At 58.2% G+C, this 18943-nt stretch carries 18 protein-coding genes; 12 read left to right on the top strand and 6 right to left on the bottom strand.

Annotation, left to right across the window (positions count from 1 at the left end):
- Window positions 1-65: 65 nt before the first annotated feature.
- Together DCH402_RS16880 and DCH402_RS16875 are read left to right on the top strand one after the other, a co-directional pair.
- A complete protein-coding gene (locus DCH402_RS16880; RefSeq protein ID WP_040002357.1) occupies window positions 66-611 on the top strand; it encodes a GNAT family N-acetyltransferase in 546 nt (181 codons plus the stop codon).
- A gap of 123 nt (window positions 612-734) precedes the next feature.
- On the top strand, window positions 735-1460 hold the full coding sequence (locus DCH402_RS16875; protein ID WP_040002356.1) for a YnfC family lipoprotein: 726 nt from the start codon (window positions 735-737) through the stop codon (window positions 1458-1460).
- A gap of 163 nt (window positions 1461-1623) precedes the next feature.
- On the opposite strand, the gene DCH402_RS16870 is transcribed toward DCH402_RS16875, so the two are convergent.
- Complete coding sequence (locus DCH402_RS16870) at window positions 1624-1863, bottom strand: DinI family protein (protein ID WP_012771014.1); 240 nt, start codon at window positions 1861-1863, stop codon at window positions 1624-1626.
- 187 nt (window positions 1864-2050) lie between these two features.
- Window positions 2051-2209 carry a hypothetical protein gene (locus DCH402_RS23185; protein WP_233276297.1) on the bottom strand — a complete coding sequence of 53 codons (159 nt, stop codon included), beginning with the start codon at window positions 2207-2209 and terminating at the stop codon, window positions 2051-2053.
- Window positions 2210-2346: 137 nt separating this feature from the next.
- Between DCH402_RS23185 and DCH402_RS16860 the strand changes: the two genes are divergently transcribed.
- A complete protein-coding gene (locus tag DCH402_RS16860) occupies window positions 2347-2742 on the top strand; it encodes a VOC family protein (protein WP_040002355.1) in 396 nt (131 codons plus the stop codon).
- Window positions 2743-2756: 14 nt separating this feature from the next.
- The gene (locus tag DCH402_RS16855) at window positions 2757-3041 is read left to right on the top strand and encodes a YciI family protein (RefSeq protein ID WP_012771011.1); all 285 of its coding nucleotides are present in this window, start codon (window positions 2757-2759) and stop codon (window positions 3039-3041) included.
- 46 nt (window positions 3042-3087) lie between these two features.
- Here DCH402_RS16855 and ddlA read toward each other — a convergent pair whose 3' ends face one another.
- Both ddlA and DCH402_RS16845 read right to left on the bottom strand, forming a co-directional pair.
- Window positions 3088-4188, bottom strand: a complete 1101-nt coding sequence (gene ddlA / locus DCH402_RS16850; protein WP_040002354.1) for a D-alanine--D-alanine ligase — start codon at window positions 4186-4188, stop codon at window positions 3088-3090.
- A 338-nt stretch (window positions 4189-4526) separates the two neighbouring features.
- On the bottom strand, window positions 4527-5384 hold the full coding sequence (locus DCH402_RS16845) for a MurR/RpiR family transcriptional regulator (protein WP_040002353.1): 858 nt from the start codon (window positions 5382-5384) through the stop codon (window positions 4527-4529).
- A 310-nt stretch (window positions 5385-5694) separates the two neighbouring features.
- Here DCH402_RS16845 and DCH402_RS16840 point away from each other — a divergent pair, with 310 nt between their 5' ends.
- Window positions 5695-7206: a CoA-acylating methylmalonate-semialdehyde dehydrogenase gene (locus DCH402_RS16840; RefSeq protein ID WP_040002351.1), complete on the top strand. Its 1512-nt coding sequence runs from the start codon at window positions 5695-5697 to the stop codon at window positions 7204-7206.
- A 27-nt stretch (window positions 7207-7233) separates the two neighbouring features.
- Window positions 7234-9165 (top strand): 3D-(3,5/4)-trihydroxycyclohexane-1,2-dione acylhydrolase (decyclizing), encoded by a 1932-nt coding sequence (iolD, locus tag DCH402_RS16835; protein ID WP_040002350.1) that lies wholly within the window; start codon window positions 7234-7236, stop codon window positions 9163-9165.
- Between the two features lie 96 nt (window positions 9166-9261).
- Here the strand turns inward: iolD and DCH402_RS21670 are convergent, their stop codons facing one another.
- Complete coding sequence (locus tag DCH402_RS21670) at window positions 9262-9510, bottom strand: hypothetical protein (RefSeq protein WP_071604732.1); 249 nt, start codon at window positions 9508-9510, stop codon at window positions 9262-9264.
- A 78-nt stretch (window positions 9511-9588) separates the two neighbouring features.
- Window positions 9589-10338, bottom strand: a complete 750-nt coding sequence (locus DCH402_RS16830) for an AAA family ATPase (protein ID WP_040002349.1) — start codon at window positions 10336-10338, stop codon at window positions 9589-9591.
- A gap of 562 nt (window positions 10339-10900) precedes the next feature.
- Here DCH402_RS16830 and iolG point away from each other — a divergent pair.
- From iolG to DCH402_RS16800, 6 genes are all read left to right on the top strand, one after another.
- A complete protein-coding gene (gene iolG, locus DCH402_RS16825; protein ID WP_040002347.1) occupies window positions 10901-11887 on the top strand; it encodes an inositol 2-dehydrogenase in 987 nt (328 codons plus the stop codon).
- A gap of 241 nt (window positions 11888-12128) precedes the next feature.
- Window positions 12129-13067 carry a substrate-binding domain-containing protein gene (locus DCH402_RS16820; RefSeq protein ID WP_040002346.1) on the top strand — a complete coding sequence of 313 codons (939 nt, stop codon included), beginning with the start codon at window positions 12129-12131 and terminating at the stop codon, window positions 13065-13067.
- Between the two features lie 56 nt (window positions 13068-13123).
- Window positions 13124-14671: a sugar ABC transporter ATP-binding protein gene (locus DCH402_RS16815; RefSeq protein WP_040002345.1), complete on the top strand. Its 1548-nt coding sequence runs from the start codon at window positions 13124-13126 to the stop codon at window positions 14669-14671.
- 16 nt (window positions 14672-14687) lie between these two features.
- Window positions 14688-15722, top strand: coding sequence for an ABC transporter permease (locus DCH402_RS16810; RefSeq protein WP_040003691.1), 1035 nt, complete (start codon window positions 14688-14690; stop codon window positions 15720-15722).
- A 17-nt stretch (window positions 15723-15739) separates the two neighbouring features.
- The gene (locus tag DCH402_RS16805) at window positions 15740-16873 is read left to right on the top strand and encodes a Gfo/Idh/MocA family protein (RefSeq protein WP_040002344.1); all 1134 of its coding nucleotides are present in this window, start codon (window positions 15740-15742) and stop codon (window positions 16871-16873) included.
- A 54-nt stretch (window positions 16874-16927) separates the two neighbouring features.
- On the top strand, window positions 16928-18913 hold the full coding sequence (locus DCH402_RS16800) for a bifunctional 5-dehydro-2-deoxygluconokinase/5-dehydro-2-deoxyphosphogluconate aldolase (RefSeq protein WP_040002343.1): 1986 nt from the start codon (window positions 16928-16930) through the stop codon (window positions 18911-18913).
- The last annotated feature ends 30 nt before the right edge of the window (window positions 18914-18943 follow it).

The following is an 18943-nucleotide window of genomic DNA, read 5'->3' as shown; positions in this document are numbered from 1 at the left end:
CATGACGCCACCTAACAGAGCACCCGTGGACATGACGACGGGAGGCGACTGATGAGGAGAATCCGATGCGGCAACCGACCCTGACTACCGAACATTTACTGTTACGACCATTACAAGCACCTGACGTTGCAGAAGTCTGCACTCTGTTGAACAGCACGCCCGATATTTCCGCCATGACCATGTTGATTCCCTATCCTTGCCCGCGTGAGGCGGTAGCTAACTGGATTGCCGATTTGCAGCATCACTGGGAGCAACGTAAAGGCGTGGCCTACGCTATCTGTCTGTCTGAGAACCAGCAGTTGATTGGTTCGATTTCACTGGTTTCGCTGGAAACGGCGCAGCCGGAGATCGGCTATTGGCTGAGCGCGGATTTTCGGCAGCGAGGGTTTGGCACGCAAGCCGGCCGGGCGTTATGCCAGTTCGCATTTAGCCAGTTAGGCGTTGAGAAAATCTATGGCTGCCACTTACCGCAAAATGTGGCTTCCGGCCGGGTGTTGCTCAAGTGCGGCTTTCATTCGCTGGGGATCCGCCAGGTATTTCTGACTTCCCGGCAGCAGCAGGCAACCGTTGCCGTTTACATGATGCCGTCGCCCATGATGGCGACGGCGTGACCTGCGCCTTCTGGAGGTTCTCTTCTATTTGGGGCTTCCCGATAGCGATAGCGCGTTTCTTTATCCTCTCTTTGGGAATTGACGTAAACTGATGCGATTCAACAAATATCCAGGATAAGGACTATGAAACGACACGCCATGGTGCTGGTGGGGGCGATATTACTGGCAGGGTGTGACTTAACATCGGCGCTGGAGCCGGTGAACCCAGTGCTGGCTGGACTTTCCAATATTTTTGGTTTTGATGCGCTACGGGGAAAGATTAAGCATTTTACACAAACGCAGACCGACGATGCCGGCAAAGTCACCGCCTATGTTGAAGGCGCATTTGATGCCGAAGGATGCCTGGTGACACTACGTACCTACCAGCCGGCGATGAATCTCGATCTGGATCTGCTACGTGACGGGAATAGATTGATAGAGAAGAGTGATCGTCAGGTGTTGTTTCAACTGACGGAACACTGCCAGTTGGAGAAAACGCCGGATGGCCGCCTGAGCTACCGTTCCGATGATAAACAGGCGATCAGCGAGGTGGTCTATCGCGATCGGCCTACGCCGCTGGCGAGCTATCGTTACGACGATGAGGGGTTCCCGATCAGCATGACGTTTGTTTCACCGGAAAACGGCAAGGTGACCACCGTTGAGATGCAAAACGACGCTCCGGCGGAAAAGCGGTTGAATGCGACGGTCATCGTGACGGAAAACAACCAACAGATTAGCGTAACCCGCACCACATGCCAGTATGACCAGCATTTTAACCCGCGCCAGTGTCAGGTGCTGGTATCCAATGGCAAGGGGGTGACGCAAACGGTGACCACGCTGACGCACACTACCAAAATCGAGTATTACTAGGTCGGGCTTTGCTCTTATACACGATCGCAGCCGACGATCATGGCTCGAGAGAGAGTCATTGCACGTGACTATGCGGGTGACTTATGCGGGTGACTATAGCCTGATGATCAGCATGGTGTCGCGATGGTGCAGAAGGGCAAGGAATGGCCGGCCCTGACGGCCGTTACTCCGGCGCCAGCCATTCGTCGGCCTCGTTGAACATCTCTTCGATAATCCGGTTGATGGTGGATTTATCCTGTTTACTGGCGTTGGAATTGATGGCGTTGGCCTGCATCGGTTTTACCTTGATTTCCGCGTCCGGAAACACCCGATGGATCCGTTTGGTGAGTTCGTTTTTAATCTGTTCCGCCGCGTTGGGTAACCCGCTCACGTTTCTTTTATCGTAAACCAACTCTACGTACATTAGTTGCATCTCCATGAAAAATACTGGCTAAATATACAGCTTTCATTCCAGAGTCTGCAATCAGTTTTTTTAGGATCCGCCCTCCAGCGTTTTTTCCATATACACGCTGAGCGGGTCGTCGCCGTAAGGGAAAAAAGGACTGCACAGACGATAGCCGTGGCGTTGATAGAGCCGGATTGCCTGTGATTCATCGGCGGCGCAGTTTGCGCAAATCGGTGAAGTGGCAGCACTCCGCCGGATACAACGAAGCCTGATAGGCATCCCGCTTTTCCAGCAGCATGAGGATCTCGGGTCGATCCACCGCTTCCGGCCGGATGGTAAACAATGACTGGCGGTGTGACGGCATTACGGGCTCCTTACTTAACCGATAATCGGATCACTATTTCATATAATACCATGATAAAAAAGAGGAATAATCAACGTGGCCGCTGGTGGTGATGCGTGATATCACGGTATTTTTCATCAAGCGAAAAGGATTGACCCATGACCACATTACGTATAGCGCGGCCAGTGACGGACCTGCAACGCAGCGAGCGGATGTACTGTGATGGGCTGGGGTTGCAGAAATTAGGCGCGTTTGCGCAACACGACGGCTTCAGTGGTGTTATGCTGGGTCGACGGGGGCTGGCCTGGCACCTTGAGTTTACCGTTTGTCATACTCACCCGATCATGCCGGCGCCGACGGAAGACGATTTACTGGTGCTGTACATGCCTGACCATGAACGATGGCAGGAGTCTTGCGATCGCATGGCACAGGCCGGCTTCAGCGTGGTGGCGTCATTTAATCCTTACTGGGAACGGCAGGGCAAAACTTTCCGTGATCCCGACGGTTACCGGGTAGTGTTGCAGCAAGGGCGCTGGCCGAATACCGATTTATAACGAAGAGAACAACCATGTATATCATCAGTTTGACATACCATGCGCCGCTGGATGAAGTGGAGAACTTGCTGGAGAAACATGTGACCTGGCTGAAACGGGGATATGAACAGGGCATGTTTGTGGCTTCCGGACGCAAGAATCCGCGTACCGGCGGAGTGATTCTGGCGAAGAGCGTCGTGCGGGAAGAGCTGGAGGCGTTTTTAGAGCAGGATCCGTTTCAGGCGGTAGCGAATTACGAGGTCATCAATTTCCAACCGTCTATGACTATTGATGCGTTTTCGGCTCTGAGCCGCATTTGAGTGAACCGGCTCCGGCAGACGCCATGCGCGTACCGGAGCATCATCCTCACTCGTGTACCGAGCTTTGCAGGTTGCTGTCCTGCGCGTGGCGCTCCAGCGCCAGTTCAATCAGTTGGGTGATCAGAGCGGTATAGCCGATGCCGCTGGCTTCCCATAGTTTCGGGTACATACTGATGTTAGTGAACCCGGGCAGGGTGTTGACCTCGTTGACGACGACTTGATTGTCCGGCGTCAGGAACACGTCTACACGCGCCATACCACGACAATCAAGCGCCTGAAACGCCCGCAGGGCGATGTCGCGGATATGCTGGTGAACATCGTCGTCCATCACGGCCGGGATCGCCACTGCGGCACCGTCTTCATTGATGTATTTGGTGTCGTAAGAATAGAACTCGTCATGCAGTACGATCTCGCCGCAAACGCTGGCCTTCGGGTAGTCGTTACCCAGCACCGCACACTCAATTTCCCGTCCGACGATCGCCGATTCCACCAATACTTTATGGTCATAACGGAACGCCAGCTCCACGGCGTGATCGAATTCCGCCTGATTGCGCACCTTGCTGACGCCGACGGACGATCCCTGATTGGCGGGTTTGACGAATAACGGCAGGCCAAGCTGGGTGGTGAGATCGCCATAAGCATGGCGGGCGCGATTGGCGCGGGTCAGCGTCACGAACGGCGCAACCTGCAGCCCGGCATCGCGCAACAGGCGCTTGGTGACGTCTTTGTCCATGCTGACGGCGGAGCCCAATACGCTACTGCCGACAAACGGGATGTTCGCCATGCGCAACAGGCCCTGCAACGAGCCATCTTCGCCCAGCGTGCCGTGAACGATCGGGAAAATAACGTCAATCTGCGACAAGGCGCTGGCGCTGGCCGTATCGATCAACTGATGATGGGTTTGCCCCGGGATCAGCGCCACATTCTGACTGGAACGGTTCAGGGCGATCAACGCCGGGTTGTCGGCATTGAGCAGATAGTTGGAAGCGTCGTTGACGTGCCATTCCCCTTGCTTGTCGATGCCTAACAGCACCACATCGAATCGCGTTTTATCAATGGCATCCACAATATTTTTTGCGGACTGCAGTGACACTTCGTGCTCAGAGGATTTACCACCAAAAACCACGCCAACCCGAATTTTACTCATATCACTCTTTCCGTTATGGGATCGTTTTCTGTTATTAGGATCGTTGAACTGTCTGGCACCTAATGGGATAGGCTCTAAGTCAAACGTCTTGATCTGTGGGTGCAAGAGTATCACTTCATACCGCGAGGCGGGACCTTTTTCAGGTAACTGGGCGCTGTCTTTTTCGGTGGTGATGCAGAATTAACCCATATGAAAGAAAGGGCGTAAAAAGAGAGGGGCGAACCCGATTTCATCGCGTTTGTGACAGTCGCGGCGTGAGGTATGAGAGCTTCAACCAGGGATGATGAACCTGGCTGCCGGGAGGGCGACCCGGCTGAAATTTCTCTCGCCGGTGCCGATCAGGCGCTTTTCTGCCCCTCTTCACGCTGGCGTAGGCTGTTGCCCTGACGGTACGCCAGCGACACCATCAACGACTGCACCAGACACAACGTGGCGGACTGGGAGCGAAAGGCATCGACCTGCGCTTCTTTTACCACGAAGCACAGGTCGCTCAGGGTAGCCAGCGGGCTTAGCTGACTGTCGGTGATCACGATTTGGCGCGCGCCGGCGCTGGCGGCCATTTCACTCACCATCACCGTTTCCTGCGCGTAAGGCGAGAAGCTGATCGACACCACGATGTCTTTGTCGCTCAGGCGACACAGCTGTTCGCGGAACATGCCGCCCAGCCCGTTGACCAGCACCGGGCGGCTTTCCAGATGACTCAGTGCATAAGACAGATAGGTAGCGACGCTGAATGAGCGGCGTAGCCCGACGATATAAATGGTATCGGCCTGTGCCAGCAGGTCGACCGCTTTTTCCAGATCTTCCGGCTGGGTGCGTGCCGCCAGTTGCTGCATCGCCTGCGCGTTGGAGCGGGCGAACTCGTGCAGGATGTCCTGCGGGCGTTCCGGTACCCGGTCTTCCATCTCCCGAAATAAGCGCGCCCGGTCGGTATAGCTGGCGGTTTCTTCCACCAGATTCATGCGAAACAGCTGTTTCATTTCATTGAAACCACTGAAATCGAAGGCGTTGGCGAAACGGATCAGCGTCGAAGGCGGGACGTCCGCCTGTTCGGCAATCACCGCAACGGTGTCAAACGCCACGCTGTTGGTGTTATCCAGCACGTAACGCGCCACCTGCTGCAAACGCTTACTCAGGGCATCGTACCGTGCGCGGATCTGCTCCTGTAATTCTCTCAGGCTGGTCGCCATCGCCATAGTGTTGTTCTCCGTCATCCGGCGGGATGGTAATGATCCGATTCTAGTGAGTTGAACCGGCATTTCAAACCAATTTGTTATTTTTTCGGTAGAAAATAGAATGAATACTTCAGCTGTTTCATGCGGTGCCGGCGGATAAATCCGTTGAAAAACCCGGTTAAATAGCGGTTACCTGACGTTTACCAGAAAATCTATCCTGGATCACAATAATCAACATTTGTTTTATTTCTTATTAAAATGGAATTTTTATTTCATATACAGTAAAGCGGTATCAGCCATCCGTCACCCTAAACCCAGCAGAGGTGTAACCATGGAAACCGTATCCAATTTCATTCATGGCGAGATTGCGCCCAGCCATAGCGGGCGCGTTGCGTCGGTATTTAATCCGGCCACAGGCGAAGCGATTCGTCAGGTGGCGCTGAGCAGCGCTGACGAAACAAAGCAGGCGATTAGCGCGGCAGCGGCGGCCTTCCCCGACTGGGCGAAGCACTCTCCGCTGCGTCGCGCCCGCATCCTGTTTCGTTTCAAAGCCTTGCTGGAAGCAAACCTGAGCGCGCTGGCACGGCAGATTTCCGAAGAGCACGGCAAAGTCTATTCCGATGCCGTGGGCGAGCTGACCCGAGGTCTTGAGGTGGTGGAATTCGCCTGCGGTATTCCGCATCTGCAAAAAGGCGAGCACTCCGCCAACGTCGGCACCGGCGTGGACAGCCATTCGCTGATGCAGCCGCTGGGCGTTTGCGTGGGGATCACGCCGTTCAACTTCCCGGCGATGGTGCCGATGTGGATGTTCCCGATTGCGCTGGCCACCGGCAATACCTTTGTCCTCAAGCCGTCGGAAAAGGACCCGTCGCTCTCGCTGATGCTGGCGGCACTGCTGAAAGAAGCCGGTCTGCCGGACGGCGTGTTCAACGTGGTGCAGGGCGATAAAGCAGCGGTAGACGTGCTGTTGACCGACCCGCGCGTGCAGGCGGTAAGCTTCGTCGGCTCGACGCCGGTGGCAGAGTACATCTACCGCACCGCATCGGCCCACGGCAAACGTTGTCAGGCGCTGGGCGGTGCCAAGAACCACTGTATTCTGATGCCGGATGCCGATATGGAGATGGCGGCCAATGCTATTCTCGGTGCGGCATTTGGCGCGGCGGGCGAACGCTGCATGGCGCTGTCGGTGGTGGTCGCGGTGGGGGATGACACCGCCGAAGCGTTGTGCGGCAAGCTGGAACAGCAGATTGCCGCCATGCGCGTCGGCCCCGGTCTGGTGGACGGGAAAGAAAACGACATGGGGCCGGTGATCTCAGGTCCACACCGCGACAAGATTAACGGCTATATTCAAAGCGGCGTCGATCAGGGCGCGACGTTGCGGGTCGATGGCCGTGGGCTTCGCGTATCCGGGCATGAACAGGGCTATTTTGTCGGGCCGACGCTATTCGACCATGTGATGCCGGACATGCAGATCTATCAGGAGGAGATTTTCGGCCCGGTGCTGTCGGTGGTGCGCGTACCGGATTACCAGACCGCGCTGACCCTGATCAACCAGCATGAATACGGCAACGGCACGGCCATCTTCACCCGCGACGGCGAAACCGCCCGCCAGTTCAGTGAAGAGGTGCAGGCGGGTATGGTCGGGATCAACGTGCCGATCCCGGTGCCGATGGCGTTCCACAGTTTTGGCGGCTGGAAGCGTTCCATTTTTGGCCCGCTCAACGTACACGGCAACGATGGCGTGCGTTTCTATACCCGCATGAAAACCGTGACCAGCCGTTGGCCGGCCAGCGTGCGTCTGGAACAGCACGCCAGTAGCTTTGTCATGCCGACGCTAGAGTAATTCCACCTGATTTGCGGGAGCAGAACGATGGACACGTTGAAAATGACCATGGCGCAGGCGCTGGTCCGGTTTCTTAATCAGCAGTACCTTGAGGTTGACGGTGAGGAAACGCCGCTGTTTGCCGGGGTGATGACCATCTTCGGGCACGGCAACGTGCTTGGCATCGGGCAGGCGCTCGAACAGGACGCCGGGCACCTGCAGGTGCATCAGGGCTGTAATGAACAAGGCATGGCGCACATTGCGGTGGGGTTTGCCAAACAACACCGGCGGCGTCGCGTATACGCGGTAACCACCTCGGTAGGACCGGGGTCCGCCAATCTGGTGACGGCGGCCGCTACTGCCACCGCCAACCGTATTCCGTTGCTGTTGCTGCCGGGGGATCTGTTCGCCAGTCGCCAGCCCGACCCGGTGTTGCAGCAGATTGAGCAGTATCACGATGCCACCCTCAGCACCAATGATTGCCTGCGGCCGGTATCGCGCTATTGGGATCGCATCAGCCGCCCGGAGCAACTGATGAGCGCGCTTGTCAACGCCATGCGGGTGCTGACCGACCCGGCGGATACCGGCACGGTAACGCTATGTCTGCCGCAGGACGTACAGGCGGAAGCCTGGGATTACCCGCTGTCGTTCTTCCAGCGGCGGGTTCATCATCTGGAACGTCGCCCGCCGGATACCACCCGGCTGGCGCAGGCGGCGGCGTTGCTGGCGCGTAAACGTCGCCCGCTGCTGATTTGCGGCGGCGGGGTGCGTTATGCCGGTGCGCACGACGCGTTCCGCCGGTTTGCCGAACGTTTCAATCTGCCGTTCGGCGAAACCCAGGCGGGCAAGGGCGCAGTGGTCTCGTCGCATCCGCTCAACGTGGGCGGCATCGGCGTGACCGGCGGGCAGGCCGCCAACCGGCTGGCGGCACAAGCGGATCTGGTGATTGGCGTCGGCACCCGGTTGACCGACTTTACCACCGCCTCCAAGTCGCTGTTTACCCACCCGCAGGTGGAGTTTTTGCTGCTCAATGTGGCGGAGTTCGATGCGTTCAAGCTGGATGCCGCCGCGCTGGTGGCGGATGCCCACGAGGGGTTGACGCAACTGATGCAGGCGCTGGAGGCGCAGGGCTACCGCAGCGGCTGGGGGGCGGAGGTCGCGCAGGCGCGCAGCGACTGGCAGCAGGAGCGCCGGCGGCTGTTTGAGCGGCGTGACGACGACGGACAGGAACTGGAAATCGCCGGGCATCTGGAGGCACAACTGGCGGAATACCGTGAGACGTTGGGCTCCCGGCTGACGCAAACCCGCGTGCTGGGGCTGCTCAACGATGCGCTGGAAGACGACGCTATCGTGGTGGGCGCGGCCGGGTCGTTGCCCGGCGACCTGCAACGGCTATGGCAGGTGAAAACGCCGGACAGCTATCACCTGGAGTACGGCTATTCCTGCATGGGCTATGAGATCGCGGCGGCGGTAGGGGCACGGCTGGCCGCACCCCAGCAGCCGGTGTATGCGATGGTGGGCGACGGTTCTTACCTAATGCTGCACAGCGAACTGCAAACCGCGGTGCAGGAAGGCATCAAGATAACCGTGTTGCTGTTCGACAATGCCGGCTTCGGCTGCATCAACAACCTGCAAATGGGCCAGGGCATGGGCAGTTTTTGTACCGAGAACCGACGGCGCGACCCGAACAGCGGCAAACTGACCGGCCCGCTGGTGACGGTGGATTTCGCCCGCAACGCCGAAAGCTACGGCTGTCGGGCGTGGACGGTGCGGGACGAGGCGTCGTTGTTACAGGCGGTGCGCGAAGCACAGGCGCACTCCGGCCCTTGTCTGCTGGATATCAAGGTGTTGCCGAAAACCATGACCCACGGCTACGACGCCTGGTGGAACACCGGCACCGCGCAGGTAGCGGACAACCCGGCGATTGAAGCCGCGGCGCGCGAGGTGCAATTACAGCGCTCAAAAGCCCGACAGTATTAATCCGCCTGATTGTCTGGCTGGTGCCCTGCGCAGCATTGCGGGGCACCTTCTGCCATACGCCATACGCAGAGATGAATGACAGGTGTGAACCCTGAATTATTCACTCACCTCTTTTCGAACGTAAACAGGAAAATCTTTAGGTTTTAAATCAGGATGATCAATCGAAATATCATTGATCACATTGCAAAGGGTATAAAGAAGTTCGCCTACCCGGTATTTACATTGGTTATATTCTTCCTCTGGTATTTTATCGCCAAGTTCGACCAGCTCTTTTTCAACTAACATTATCATCGTAGAGGTGTTTTTGATGACTCTTCTGGCGACGTCTTTATCCGAAATAAACATGACTTGACTCCAAAATTTATTTTATTAATTAGCGTGACTGTCGGGGGGGGGGATTTACTCGTCTCTGGATATGAAGCGTTATTTTTTCATCAACTCTTGCAGCATTTTTTCCGGGTTGTTCAGAAAGGAGCGTGTAATTTGATAATGATCGGTGTCTTTATAATTTACCGGCGAGAGGCTATCGCCATCGAACTGGTAGATTAACGCATCCGGGTAACCCAGCAGAATCGGCGAGTGGGTGGCGATAATAAATTGTGAATCATCCTGAATCAGGTCATGCATTCTGGCGAGCATGGCCAATTGTCTGGCTGGCGACAGTGCAGCCTCCGGTTCGTCGAGCAGGTATAACCCCTTGCTGCCAAAGCGGTTCATCATCAGTGAGAGAAAAGACTCGCCGTGCGATTGCTCATGTAACGAGTGACCGCCGTAGGAATTAATCACCGGCGGACTGCCAGCCGGTTCGGCATCAAGATGTTCGATTTCGGAGGCCAGATTAAAAAAGCTTTCGGCACGGAAGAAAAATCCATTCCGGGGACGTTTCACGCCTTTGGCGATTCTCAGGTAATTCGATAATGCTGAATGCGATGCCCGCGTGCTGAAATTAAAATTTCGGGTGCCGCCTTCGGGGTTAAATCCCATGGCGACGGCAATTGCTTCCAGCAATGTTGATTTGCCGCTGCCGTTCTCGCCAATAAAAAAGGTTACCTTGGGGTGAGGGTCAATAAAGTCAAACGAATGAATGGCTGGAATAGAAAATGGATAAAGGTCGAATGATTCCACCTTATCGCGGTTAAGAGAGATGCGGCTGATGTACTGATTTGAAATCATGCTGCGTTATTTCCTGCCCTGGGTTGCATCAGCAATCCCTGAATAATAATGGTTGTCATTATCAAATTCAACGCGGTTTTCAGCCACGGCTTTGATTGCTAAACAAACTCATTGCTGCGATTGCTACGCGGTGTTCAGCCTCTGATTGAGCATCGCTGTATGGCGCCGGTGCCCTTGTTTTTCTGCAACGGAAACGGCATTTGAAATATTTATTTCATTTTTATTCACTGGCAGGGAAATGCGGATAGCCTTATCCGTCTCTCCTCGGGCGGCTTTGCCCGTGAGCCGGCTACAAGATACGCAGTGGTCTTTCTTTACTAATCCCCCGTCTTGATTGGGTTTTTCCCCGTTCTGCAACGCGTTGACGGAACGACGATGGTTTCGTGATTTTGCTAACACTATTTTGCTCATATGTCACAAAAATGTTAGCTGGCGCGCAAAAACATAATTTCCAGTTTTACTGAAATTGAAATAAACGTTTTATTGTCTTTACTCTAACAAGCAGAACAGACCCTGACCCTACAACCAACCAGTGATACCTCCAGGTATCGAGGGAGTAGCCATGTTTAACATTGCTTTACTGGGTGCCGGCCGCATCGGCCAGGTTCACGCCGTCAACATCGCCGAACATCGGGAAACCTGCCTCTATTCGGTGGTCGATCCCAATCCGGCTAACGCGCAGGCGCTGTCTGATAAATATCAGGCGCGTTTGCAAACCGTCGATGAGGCGATGGCCGACCCGGCGGTACACGCGGTACTGATTGCGTCCGCCACCGACACCCACGCCGACCTGATCGAGCTAGCCGCCCGCCACGGCAAGGCCATCTTCTGCGAAAAACCGGTACATCTGGATATCGCCCGGGTGCGCGACTGCCTGAAGGTGGTGGAGCAACAGCAGGTGCCGTTGTTCGTCGGGTTTAACCGTCGTTACGACCCGCAGTTTCGCCGGGTGAAAACGCTGGCGGGCGAAGGGCGTATCGGCAAGCCGGAATCGCTGATGATTATCTCCCGCGACCCGTCGCCGCCGCCGGCGGAGTATGTGCGCGTGTCCGGCGGACTGTTCCGCGATATGACCATCCACGATTTCGACATGGTGCGTTTCATCATGGGCGAAGAGCCGGTATCGGTGTTTGCGCAGGGCAGCAATCTGGTGGACCCGGCTATCGGCGCGGCGGGCGACATCGATACCGCGTTTGTGGTGTTCAAATTCGCCTCCGGCGCGATGGCGACCATCGTCAACAGCCGCCGCTCCGGTTACGGCTACGACCAGCGGCTGGAACTGCACGGCGAACTCGGCGTGCTGAGCGCGGGCAATATCCGCGAAAACCAGGTGGAACACTGGGGCGACGCCGGGTGTCTCGCCGCCAAACCGGAACACTTTTTCTTGCAGCGTTACCGTGACGCCTACGCGGCGGAATGGCGTCATTTCGTCGAGGTGCTGCACGGGCGTACCCGGCCCGAGTGCAGCGGCGTCGACGGCGAGCGGGCGCTGTATCTGGCCGACAAAGCGCTGGAGTCGCTGGCGACGGGGCGTGCGGTTTCGCTCTGACATAACTACATGACACAACTACAGGGTCTGGCATGGCATCAGGCCCTGGCATCACGACATCAATAACAACATAACCTGACGTTTATACCCTAAATAATTCGAGTTGCAGGAAGGCGGCGACGCAGTGAATCCCCAGGAGCTTACATCGGTAAGTGACTGGGGTGAGCGAGGAAAGCCAACGCATCGGCAACTTGAAGTATGACGGGGATAACCTACACCCAACTGATGCAGAGACAACACCATGAAAAAGATAACCATCATGGCCGCCGCGATGGCCTTCACGATGTCGTCCGGTCTGGCACAGGCCCAGAACGAACAGATTGTATTCAGTACTCCCAACCTGGCCATGCCATTTGAAGTCCACATGCAGCGTACTGCGGTCAAGGCCGCCAAAGAACTGGGCGTTAACCTGCAGGTGCTGGATAGCCAGGGCAGTTCCCCGAAACAGGTGGCGGATCTGGAAAACGCCATCACCCGCGGCGCACAGGGGTTTGTGGTGTCGCCCAACGATGTCAACGCGGTGTCCGGTGCGGTCACGGAAATTCAGGACGCCAAACTGCCGGTGGTGACGCTGGACCGTTCGGTGAAGACCGACAAGAAAGTGCCGCACTTCGGCGCCAACAACTACAAGGGCGGCCAGGCAATCGGCGATTTCGTTAAAGCGCGCTTTCCGGACGGTGCCGATATCGTGCTGCTGACCGGCCAGCCGGGGTCGTCATCCAACATCGAACGTACGCAGGGCATCCGCGACAGCCTGAAAGCCGGCGGCAGCAAGTACCGTCTGGTGGCGGATCAGACCGGCAACTGGATGCGTTCCGAAGGGATGCGCATTGTGGAAAGCGTGCTGCCGTCGCTGCCCAAGCGCCCGCAGGTGATTTTGTCGGCCAACGACGATATGGCGTTGGGGGCGATTGAAGCGCTGCAAAGCCAGGGGCTGAAGCCGGGCGAGGTGATGGTCACCGGTTTTGACGCCGTACCGGAAGCGCTGGCGCGGGTACGCGACGGCTGGCTGGCAGCCACCGCTGATCAACGTCCCGGCTACGCGGTAACACAGGCGATGACCCAACTGACCAACAACATTCGCACCAAATCGGCGATCACCGGCGCGGACTATCCGCCGACCATGATCACCAAAGACAACCTGAACGATGCTGAACGTATCGGCGAAGCGGGCAAATAAGCGGACACACCACTCACGCACCGGCCGGAAGGCCGGTGATGAAGGAGGGCTATCCCATGACTGAACCCTTACTGGCTATCACTGATCTGGCCAAGAATTTCTCCGGCGTCTGGGCGCTGAACAAGGTGCAACTGACGGTACAGTCAGGCGAAATCCACGCGTTGCTGGGTGAGAACGGCGCGGGCAAGTCTACTCTGCTCAAGGCATTGGCCGGGGCGCAGCCTCAGACCAGCGGCGATATCCGCTTCAACGGCGAGCTGCTGTCGCCGCAGGATTCGCCGGTAGCGCGGCAAAACCGCGGTATCGTCACCATCTATCAGGAATTCAACCTGCTGCCCAACATGACGGTGGCGGAAAACATGTTTCTTGGCCGTGAATTACAACGCAGCCGGCTGTTTGTCGATGCGCAAGCGGTCAATCAGGAAGCCCGCACGATACTGGAGTACCTGCAACTGAACATAGCGCCGACCACCCAGGTGGCGCGGCTGAGCGTAGCGCAACAGCAGATGGTGGAAATCGCTCGTGCGCTGACGCTGAACGCCCGGCTGATCGTGATGGATGAGCCATCCGCCGCGCTGAGCGACAGCGAAGTCGAGAGCCTGCATCGGGTGGTGCGTGAGCTGAAAACGCGCGGCGTCAGCGTGATTTATGTCACGCACCGGCTGCACGAAGTGTTCCAACTGTGTGACCGTTTCACCGTATTTCAGGACGGCCGTTACACCGGTTCCGGCAACGTGGCCGACATCGATGTGGCCGGCATCATTCGCATGATGGTCGGGCGCGATGTGGTGTTTACCCGCCGTCCGCCGTCGGAAACCCATCATCACGACAAACCGGTACGGCTGGCGGTGAAAGGGCTGTGCCGGGAAAAACCGCCGCTCGACCCGCACGGCATCGCGCTCGATAACATCGGTTTTCAGGTGCACGAGGGCGAGATCCTCGGTATCGCCGGGCTGGTGGGCGCTGGCCGCACCGAAGTGGCGCGCTGCCTGTTCGGCGCCGACCCGTTCACTTCCGGTGAATTTTGGCTCGACGGACAGCCCTACCACCCGGTCGATCCGCTGCATGCGCTCGATCAGGGCATCGCGCTGGTGCCGGAAGATCGCAAAAAAGAGGGTGCCGTGCTGGGCTTGTCTATCCGCAACAACCTGTCGCTCTCCAGCCTGTCGTCGCTGTTGCGCTGGCGCTACTTCGTCGATACCCGCCGCGAGGACGACCTGATCGAATCCTACCGGCAGGCGTTGCGCATCAAGATGGTGGACAGCGAGCAGGAGGTGCGCAAGCTCTCCGGCGGCAACCAGCAGAAAGTGATTCTGGCGCGTTGTATGGCGCTCAACCCCCGGGTGTTGATCGTCGATGAGCCGACGCGCGGCATCGATGTCGGCACCAAGTCCGAAGTGCATCAGGTGCTGTTCGATATGGCGAAACGCGGTGTGGCGGTGATCGTCATTTCGTCCGACCTGCCGGAAGTGATGGCGATTTCCGATCGCATCATCACGCTAAGCGAAGGCCGGGTCACCGGCGAACTGCACGGCGATGACGCCACGGAAGAGCGGCTGATGACCCTGATGGCCATCTGCCATGACGCACAACAGGCCGCATAACGGAGAGTCTATGAGTATGCAACAACCCTTATCCCGCATTAAATTGCCGGCGCCGGCCAACGGCCGGGGACGCATCGACCCGATCGCCTTCTTCGAGCGTTTCGGGGTATTCATTTTCATGATCCTGCTGCTGATCTTTTTTCAGTCGCAGAACAGCAACTTCCTGACGGAACGCAACATCACCAACATCCTTACCGAGGTGTCTATCTACGGCATCATGGCGGTGGGGATGACCTTCGTGATCCTGACCGCAGGCATTGATCTGTCGGTCGGGTCGATTCTGGCGGTGTGCGCCATGACCGCCGCTTATGTGATCAAAGGCGATAACTTCACCACCGTCGATGCGCAAGCCTGGGGCGGCATGAGCTGGCTGGTGGGGCTCGGCATCTGTCTGGCGATAGGCACGATCATCGGTTTCCTGCACGGGTTGGGGGTCACCCGCCTGCGTCTGTCGCCATTCATCGTCACGCTGGGCGGCATGACCATCTGGCGCGGCCTGACGTTGGTTGTCAACGACGGCGCGCCCATCGCCGGGTTTGATCCCGGTTACCGCTGGTGGGGACGCGGCGAACTGCTCGGCGTCTCTATCCCTATCTGGATCTTCGCGCTGGTGGCGTTGGTCGGCTGGCTGGCGCTGCATAAAACCCGCTGGGGGCGCTTTGTGTACGCCATCGGCGGCAATACCGAGGCGGCGCGGCTGGCCGGGGTTAACGTACAGCGGGTGCTGGTCAGCGTCTACGTAGTGATTGGCGCACTGGCGGGGCTGGCGGGCTTTATTCTCAGCGCCCGGCTGGGCAGCGCCGAAGCGGTAGCCGGTATTTCGTTCGAACTGCGGGTCATCGCCTCGGTGGTGATCGGCGGCACCTCGCTGATGGGCGGTTACGGGCGTATCAGCGGTACCATTATCGGCTCGGTGATTATGGGGATCCTGATTAACGGGCTGGTGCTGATGAACGTCTCGGCCTACTACCAGCAGATCATCACCGGGCTCATCATCGTGCTGGCGGTGGCGTTCGATACTTACGCCAAAAGCCGACGCGGCGCACTCTGACAATGGGAGCGACACACATGAAACAGGTACGAATCGGTTTGATCGGCACCGGCTACATCGGCCGCGCCCACGCTATCGCCTATGCGCAGGCGCCGGTGGTGTACGGGCTGAAAGGGCAACTGGTGTGCGAGATGCTGGCGGAAGTCTCGCCGGAGCTGGCGAAACAGCGTGCACGGGAACTGGGCTTTGCCCGCTATACCAGTGACTGGCAGGAACTGGTGGCCGACCCGGCCATCGACGTGGTGGATATCTGCGCGCCTAATTTTCTGCATCAGGAAATGGCGATGGCGGCGATTCGCCACGGCAAACACGTCTATTCGGAAAAACCGCTGGCGCTCAATGCCGCCGAGGCGCGCGAGATGGTGGATGCCGCGCGCCAGGCGGGGGTGAAAACGCTGGTCGGGTTTAACTACATGAAAAACCCGGCGGCACAGCTGGCGAAAGAGATTATCGCCCGTGGTGAAATCGGCGAGGTGACCCATTTCTACGGTACCCACAACGAAGACTATCTGGCCGACCCGAACAAGCCGGCGGACTGGCACTGTTTTCGGCATACCGCCGGGCTGGGGGCGCTGGGCGACGTGGGGGCGCACATCGTCAATATGGCGCACTACCTGGTCGGCGAGGTAGCCGAGGTGTGCGGCGATCTGCAAACGGTAGTGCCGCAGCGGCCGGTCAGCGCCGGTTCTGCTGATCGGGTAACGGTGGAAAACGAAGATCAGGCCCATGCGATGGTGCGTTTCGCCAATGGCGCGCGCGGGGTGATCGAGACGTCACGCGTGGCGTGTGGCCGCAAAATGGGGCTGAGTTATGTCATCACCGGCACCCGCGGGGCTATCAGTTTTACCCAGGAGCGCATGGCGGAGTTGAAGCTGTACCGGCATGACGACCCGGTTAACCGGCAAGGATTTCAGACCTTGCTGATCGGGCCGCAACACCCGGAATACGCTGCGTTCTGCGCCAGCGCCGGGCATGGTTTCGGCTTTAACGATCAGAAAACCGTCGAGGTGCGCGATCTTGTCGACGGCATCGCCGCCGACCGGCCGCTGTGGCCTGATTTTGAAGAGGGCTGGCGGGTCTCCCGGGTGCTGGATGCCATTGTGCTGTCGCATCAGGCCGCACGCTGGGTGGCGGTGCATGAAGTGGGATAACCGTCTGGCCGACGTGTTGTCGATTTCCCTTTTGGGCTGACAGGAATGGACATAATGACTACGCAAAAGCAGTTTGATGTGATTTGCATGGGGCGGGTGGCGGTAGACCTGTACGGTCAGCAGATCGGCGCGTGTCTGGAAGACATGGGTAGCTTCGCCAAATATCTGGGCGGTTCTTCCGGCAACGTCGCCTACGGCACCGCCCGGCAAGGGTTGCGTTCCTCGATGCTGGCGCGGGTCGGCGACGAACACATGGGGCGCTTTCTGCGCGAAGAATTACAGCAGGTCGGCTGCGACACCAGCCACTTGATTACCGACCCGACGCGGCTAACCGCGCTGGTGCTGCTCGGCATCAAGGACCGGGAAACCTTTCCGTTGATTTTCTACCGCGATAACTGCGCCGACATGGCCATTACGCCGGAAGATGTCAGCGAAGACTACATCGCCTCGTCGCGCAGTCTGGCGATTACCGGCACCCATTTGTCGCACCCGAACACCCGCGAAGCGGTATTGACCGCGCTGCGCTACGCCCGCCGTCACGGTGTGAAAACGGTGCTGGATATCGACTATCGGCCGGTGCTGTGGGGGTTGACCTCGCCCGGCGACGGCGAAACCCGTTTTATCGAATCCGCTGCGGTGACGGCGCAACTGCAACAGGTGCTGAACCTGTTCGACCTGATCGTCGGCACCGAAGAGGAGTTTCATATCGCCGGCGGTAACACCGACACATTGCAGGCGCTGCGTCAGGTGCGCTCGCATACCGCGGCGGAGCTGGTGTGCAAGCGTGGCCCGCTCGGTTGTTCGGTGTTCACCGGCGCTATTCCGGCGTCGCTGGATGACGGCATCACCGTCAAAGGCGTGCGCGTCGAGGTGCTCAACGTGCTGGGCGCGGGCGATGCGTTTATGTCCGGCTTGCTGCGTGGTTATTTGAGCGGTGAAGGCTGGGAAAAAGCCTGTGCCTACGCCAATGCCTGCGGCGCGCTGGTGGTGTCGCGCCACGGCTGCGCCCCGGCGATGCCGAGCCGTATCGAACTGGATAATTATCTGGCGCGCGCCCATGCGGTGCCAAGACCGGATCTGGACCCGGAACTGAACCACCTGCATCGCGTCACCACCCGCCGTCAGCGCTGGGAAGAACTGTGCGTCATTGCCTTCGATCACCGTATTCAACTGGAGGAGATGGCGCTGGCCTGTGGTGCCGAGCGTAGCCGGATCCCGGCGCTCAAACAGTTGATTCTCCAGGCCAGCCAGCAGGCGGCACAGCAAGCCGGGTTGCTGGGCAGTGGCGAATCGTCCGGCAAAGCCGGATTAACGCCCGGCAAAGCCGGATTAACGCCCGGCAAAGCCGGATTAATGCCCGGCAAAGCCGGATTACTGTGCGACGGCACCTTCGGGCAAGACGCGCTCAATACCATCACCGGGCAAGGCTGGTGGATAGGCCGCCCGATCGAGCTGCCGGGCTCACGCCCACTGGCGCTGGAGCACGGCAACATCGGTTCGCAATTGGTGAACTGGCCGCTGGAACACATCGTGAAGTGCCTGGTGTTTTTCCACCCGGAAGATGACAGCCCGCTGCGGCTGGCGCAGGAGCGGCAGGTGAGCGAGGTCTATCGCGCCTGTTGCCAGTCCGGCCATGAGTTGCTGCTGGAGGTGATCCTGCCGGCCGATATGCCGCGCAGCGACGAGCTGTACCTACGGGCGATTCAACGATTTTACAACCTTGGCGTCCGGCCGGACTGGTGGAAACTGCCGCCGTTGTCCGCCGACGGCTGGCAACGGTTGGAACAGTTACTGGCCGAGCGCGATCCCTATTGCCGTGGCGTGGTGATCCTCGGGCTGGATGCGCCGATCGAGACGTTACGTCAGGGGTTCAACGCCGCTGCCGGTCAATCGGTGGTGAAAGGATTTGCGGTGGGGCGCACGTTGTTTGCCCAGCCGGCGCAGCAGTGGCTGCGCGGCGATATCGACGATCAGCAACTGATCGCCGATGTCAAAGATAACTACCTGCACTTGATCGCCTTGTGGCGTCAGCGCGGCTAACTCCATTAATTCTGAGCAGAGGGAATCGAG

Origin of the sequence: Dickeya chrysanthemi NCPPB 402, from assembly GCF_000406105.1 — a bacterium.
Classification (GTDB): domain Bacteria; phylum Pseudomonadota; class Gammaproteobacteria; order Enterobacterales; family Enterobacteriaceae; genus Dickeya; species Dickeya chrysanthemi.
This window is presented reverse-complemented; position numbering and strand designations above follow the sequence as displayed.

Coding starts and splice junctions, on each gene's coding strand:
- DCH402_RS21670 (WP_071604732.1), bottom strand. CDS start 9,510: ATGTTTATTTCGGATAAAGACGTCGCCAGAAGAGTCATCAAAAACACC.
- DCH402_RS16810 (WP_040003691.1), top strand. CDS start 14,688: ATGCAACAACCCTTATCCCGCATTAAATTGCCGGCGCCGGCCAACGGC.
- DCH402_RS16830 (WP_040002349.1), bottom strand. CDS start 10,338: ATGATTTCAAATCAGTACATCAGCCGCATCTCTCTTAACCGCGATAAG.
- DCH402_RS16870 (WP_012771014.1), bottom strand. CDS start 1,863: ATGTACGTAGAGTTGGTTTACGATAAAAGAAACGTGAGCGGGTTACCC.
- DCH402_RS16840 (WP_040002351.1), top strand. CDS start 5,695: ATGGAAACCGTATCCAATTTCATTCATGGCGAGATTGCGCCCAGCCAT.
- DCH402_RS16845 (WP_040002353.1), bottom strand. CDS start 5,384: ATGGCGATGGCGACCAGCCTGAGAGAATTACAGGAGCAGATCCGCGCA.
- DCH402_RS23185 (WP_233276297.1), bottom strand. CDS start 2,209: ATGCCGTCACACCGCCAGTCATTGTTTACCATCCGGCCGGAAGCGGTG.
- DCH402_RS16820 (WP_040002346.1), top strand. CDS start 12,129: ATGAAAAAGATAACCATCATGGCCGCCGCGATGGCCTTCACGATGTCG.
- iolG (WP_040002347.1), top strand. CDS start 10,901: ATGTTTAACATTGCTTTACTGGGTGCCGGCCGCATCGGCCAGGTTCAC.
- ddlA (WP_040002354.1), bottom strand. CDS start 4,188: ATGAGTAAAATTCGGGTTGGCGTGGTTTTTGGTGGTAAATCCTCTGAG.
- DCH402_RS16800 (WP_040002343.1), top strand. CDS start 16,928: ATGACTACGCAAAAGCAGTTTGATGTGATTTGCATGGGGCGGGTGGCG.
- DCH402_RS16875 (WP_040002356.1), top strand. CDS start 735: ATGAAACGACACGCCATGGTGCTGGTGGGGGCGATATTACTGGCAGGG.
- DCH402_RS16855 (WP_012771011.1), top strand. CDS start 2,757: ATGTATATCATCAGTTTGACATACCATGCGCCGCTGGATGAAGTGGAG.
- DCH402_RS16880 (WP_040002357.1), top strand. CDS start 66: ATGCGGCAACCGACCCTGACTACCGAACATTTACTGTTACGACCATTA.
- DCH402_RS16805 (WP_040002344.1), top strand. CDS start 15,740: ATGAAACAGGTACGAATCGGTTTGATCGGCACCGGCTACATCGGCCGC.
- DCH402_RS16860 (WP_040002355.1), top strand. CDS start 2,347: ATGACCACATTACGTATAGCGCGGCCAGTGACGGACCTGCAACGCAGC.
- iolD (WP_040002350.1), top strand. CDS start 7,234: ATGGACACGTTGAAAATGACCATGGCGCAGGCGCTGGTCCGGTTTCTT.
- DCH402_RS16815 (WP_040002345.1), top strand. CDS start 13,124: ATGACTGAACCCTTACTGGCTATCACTGATCTGGCCAAGAATTTCTCC.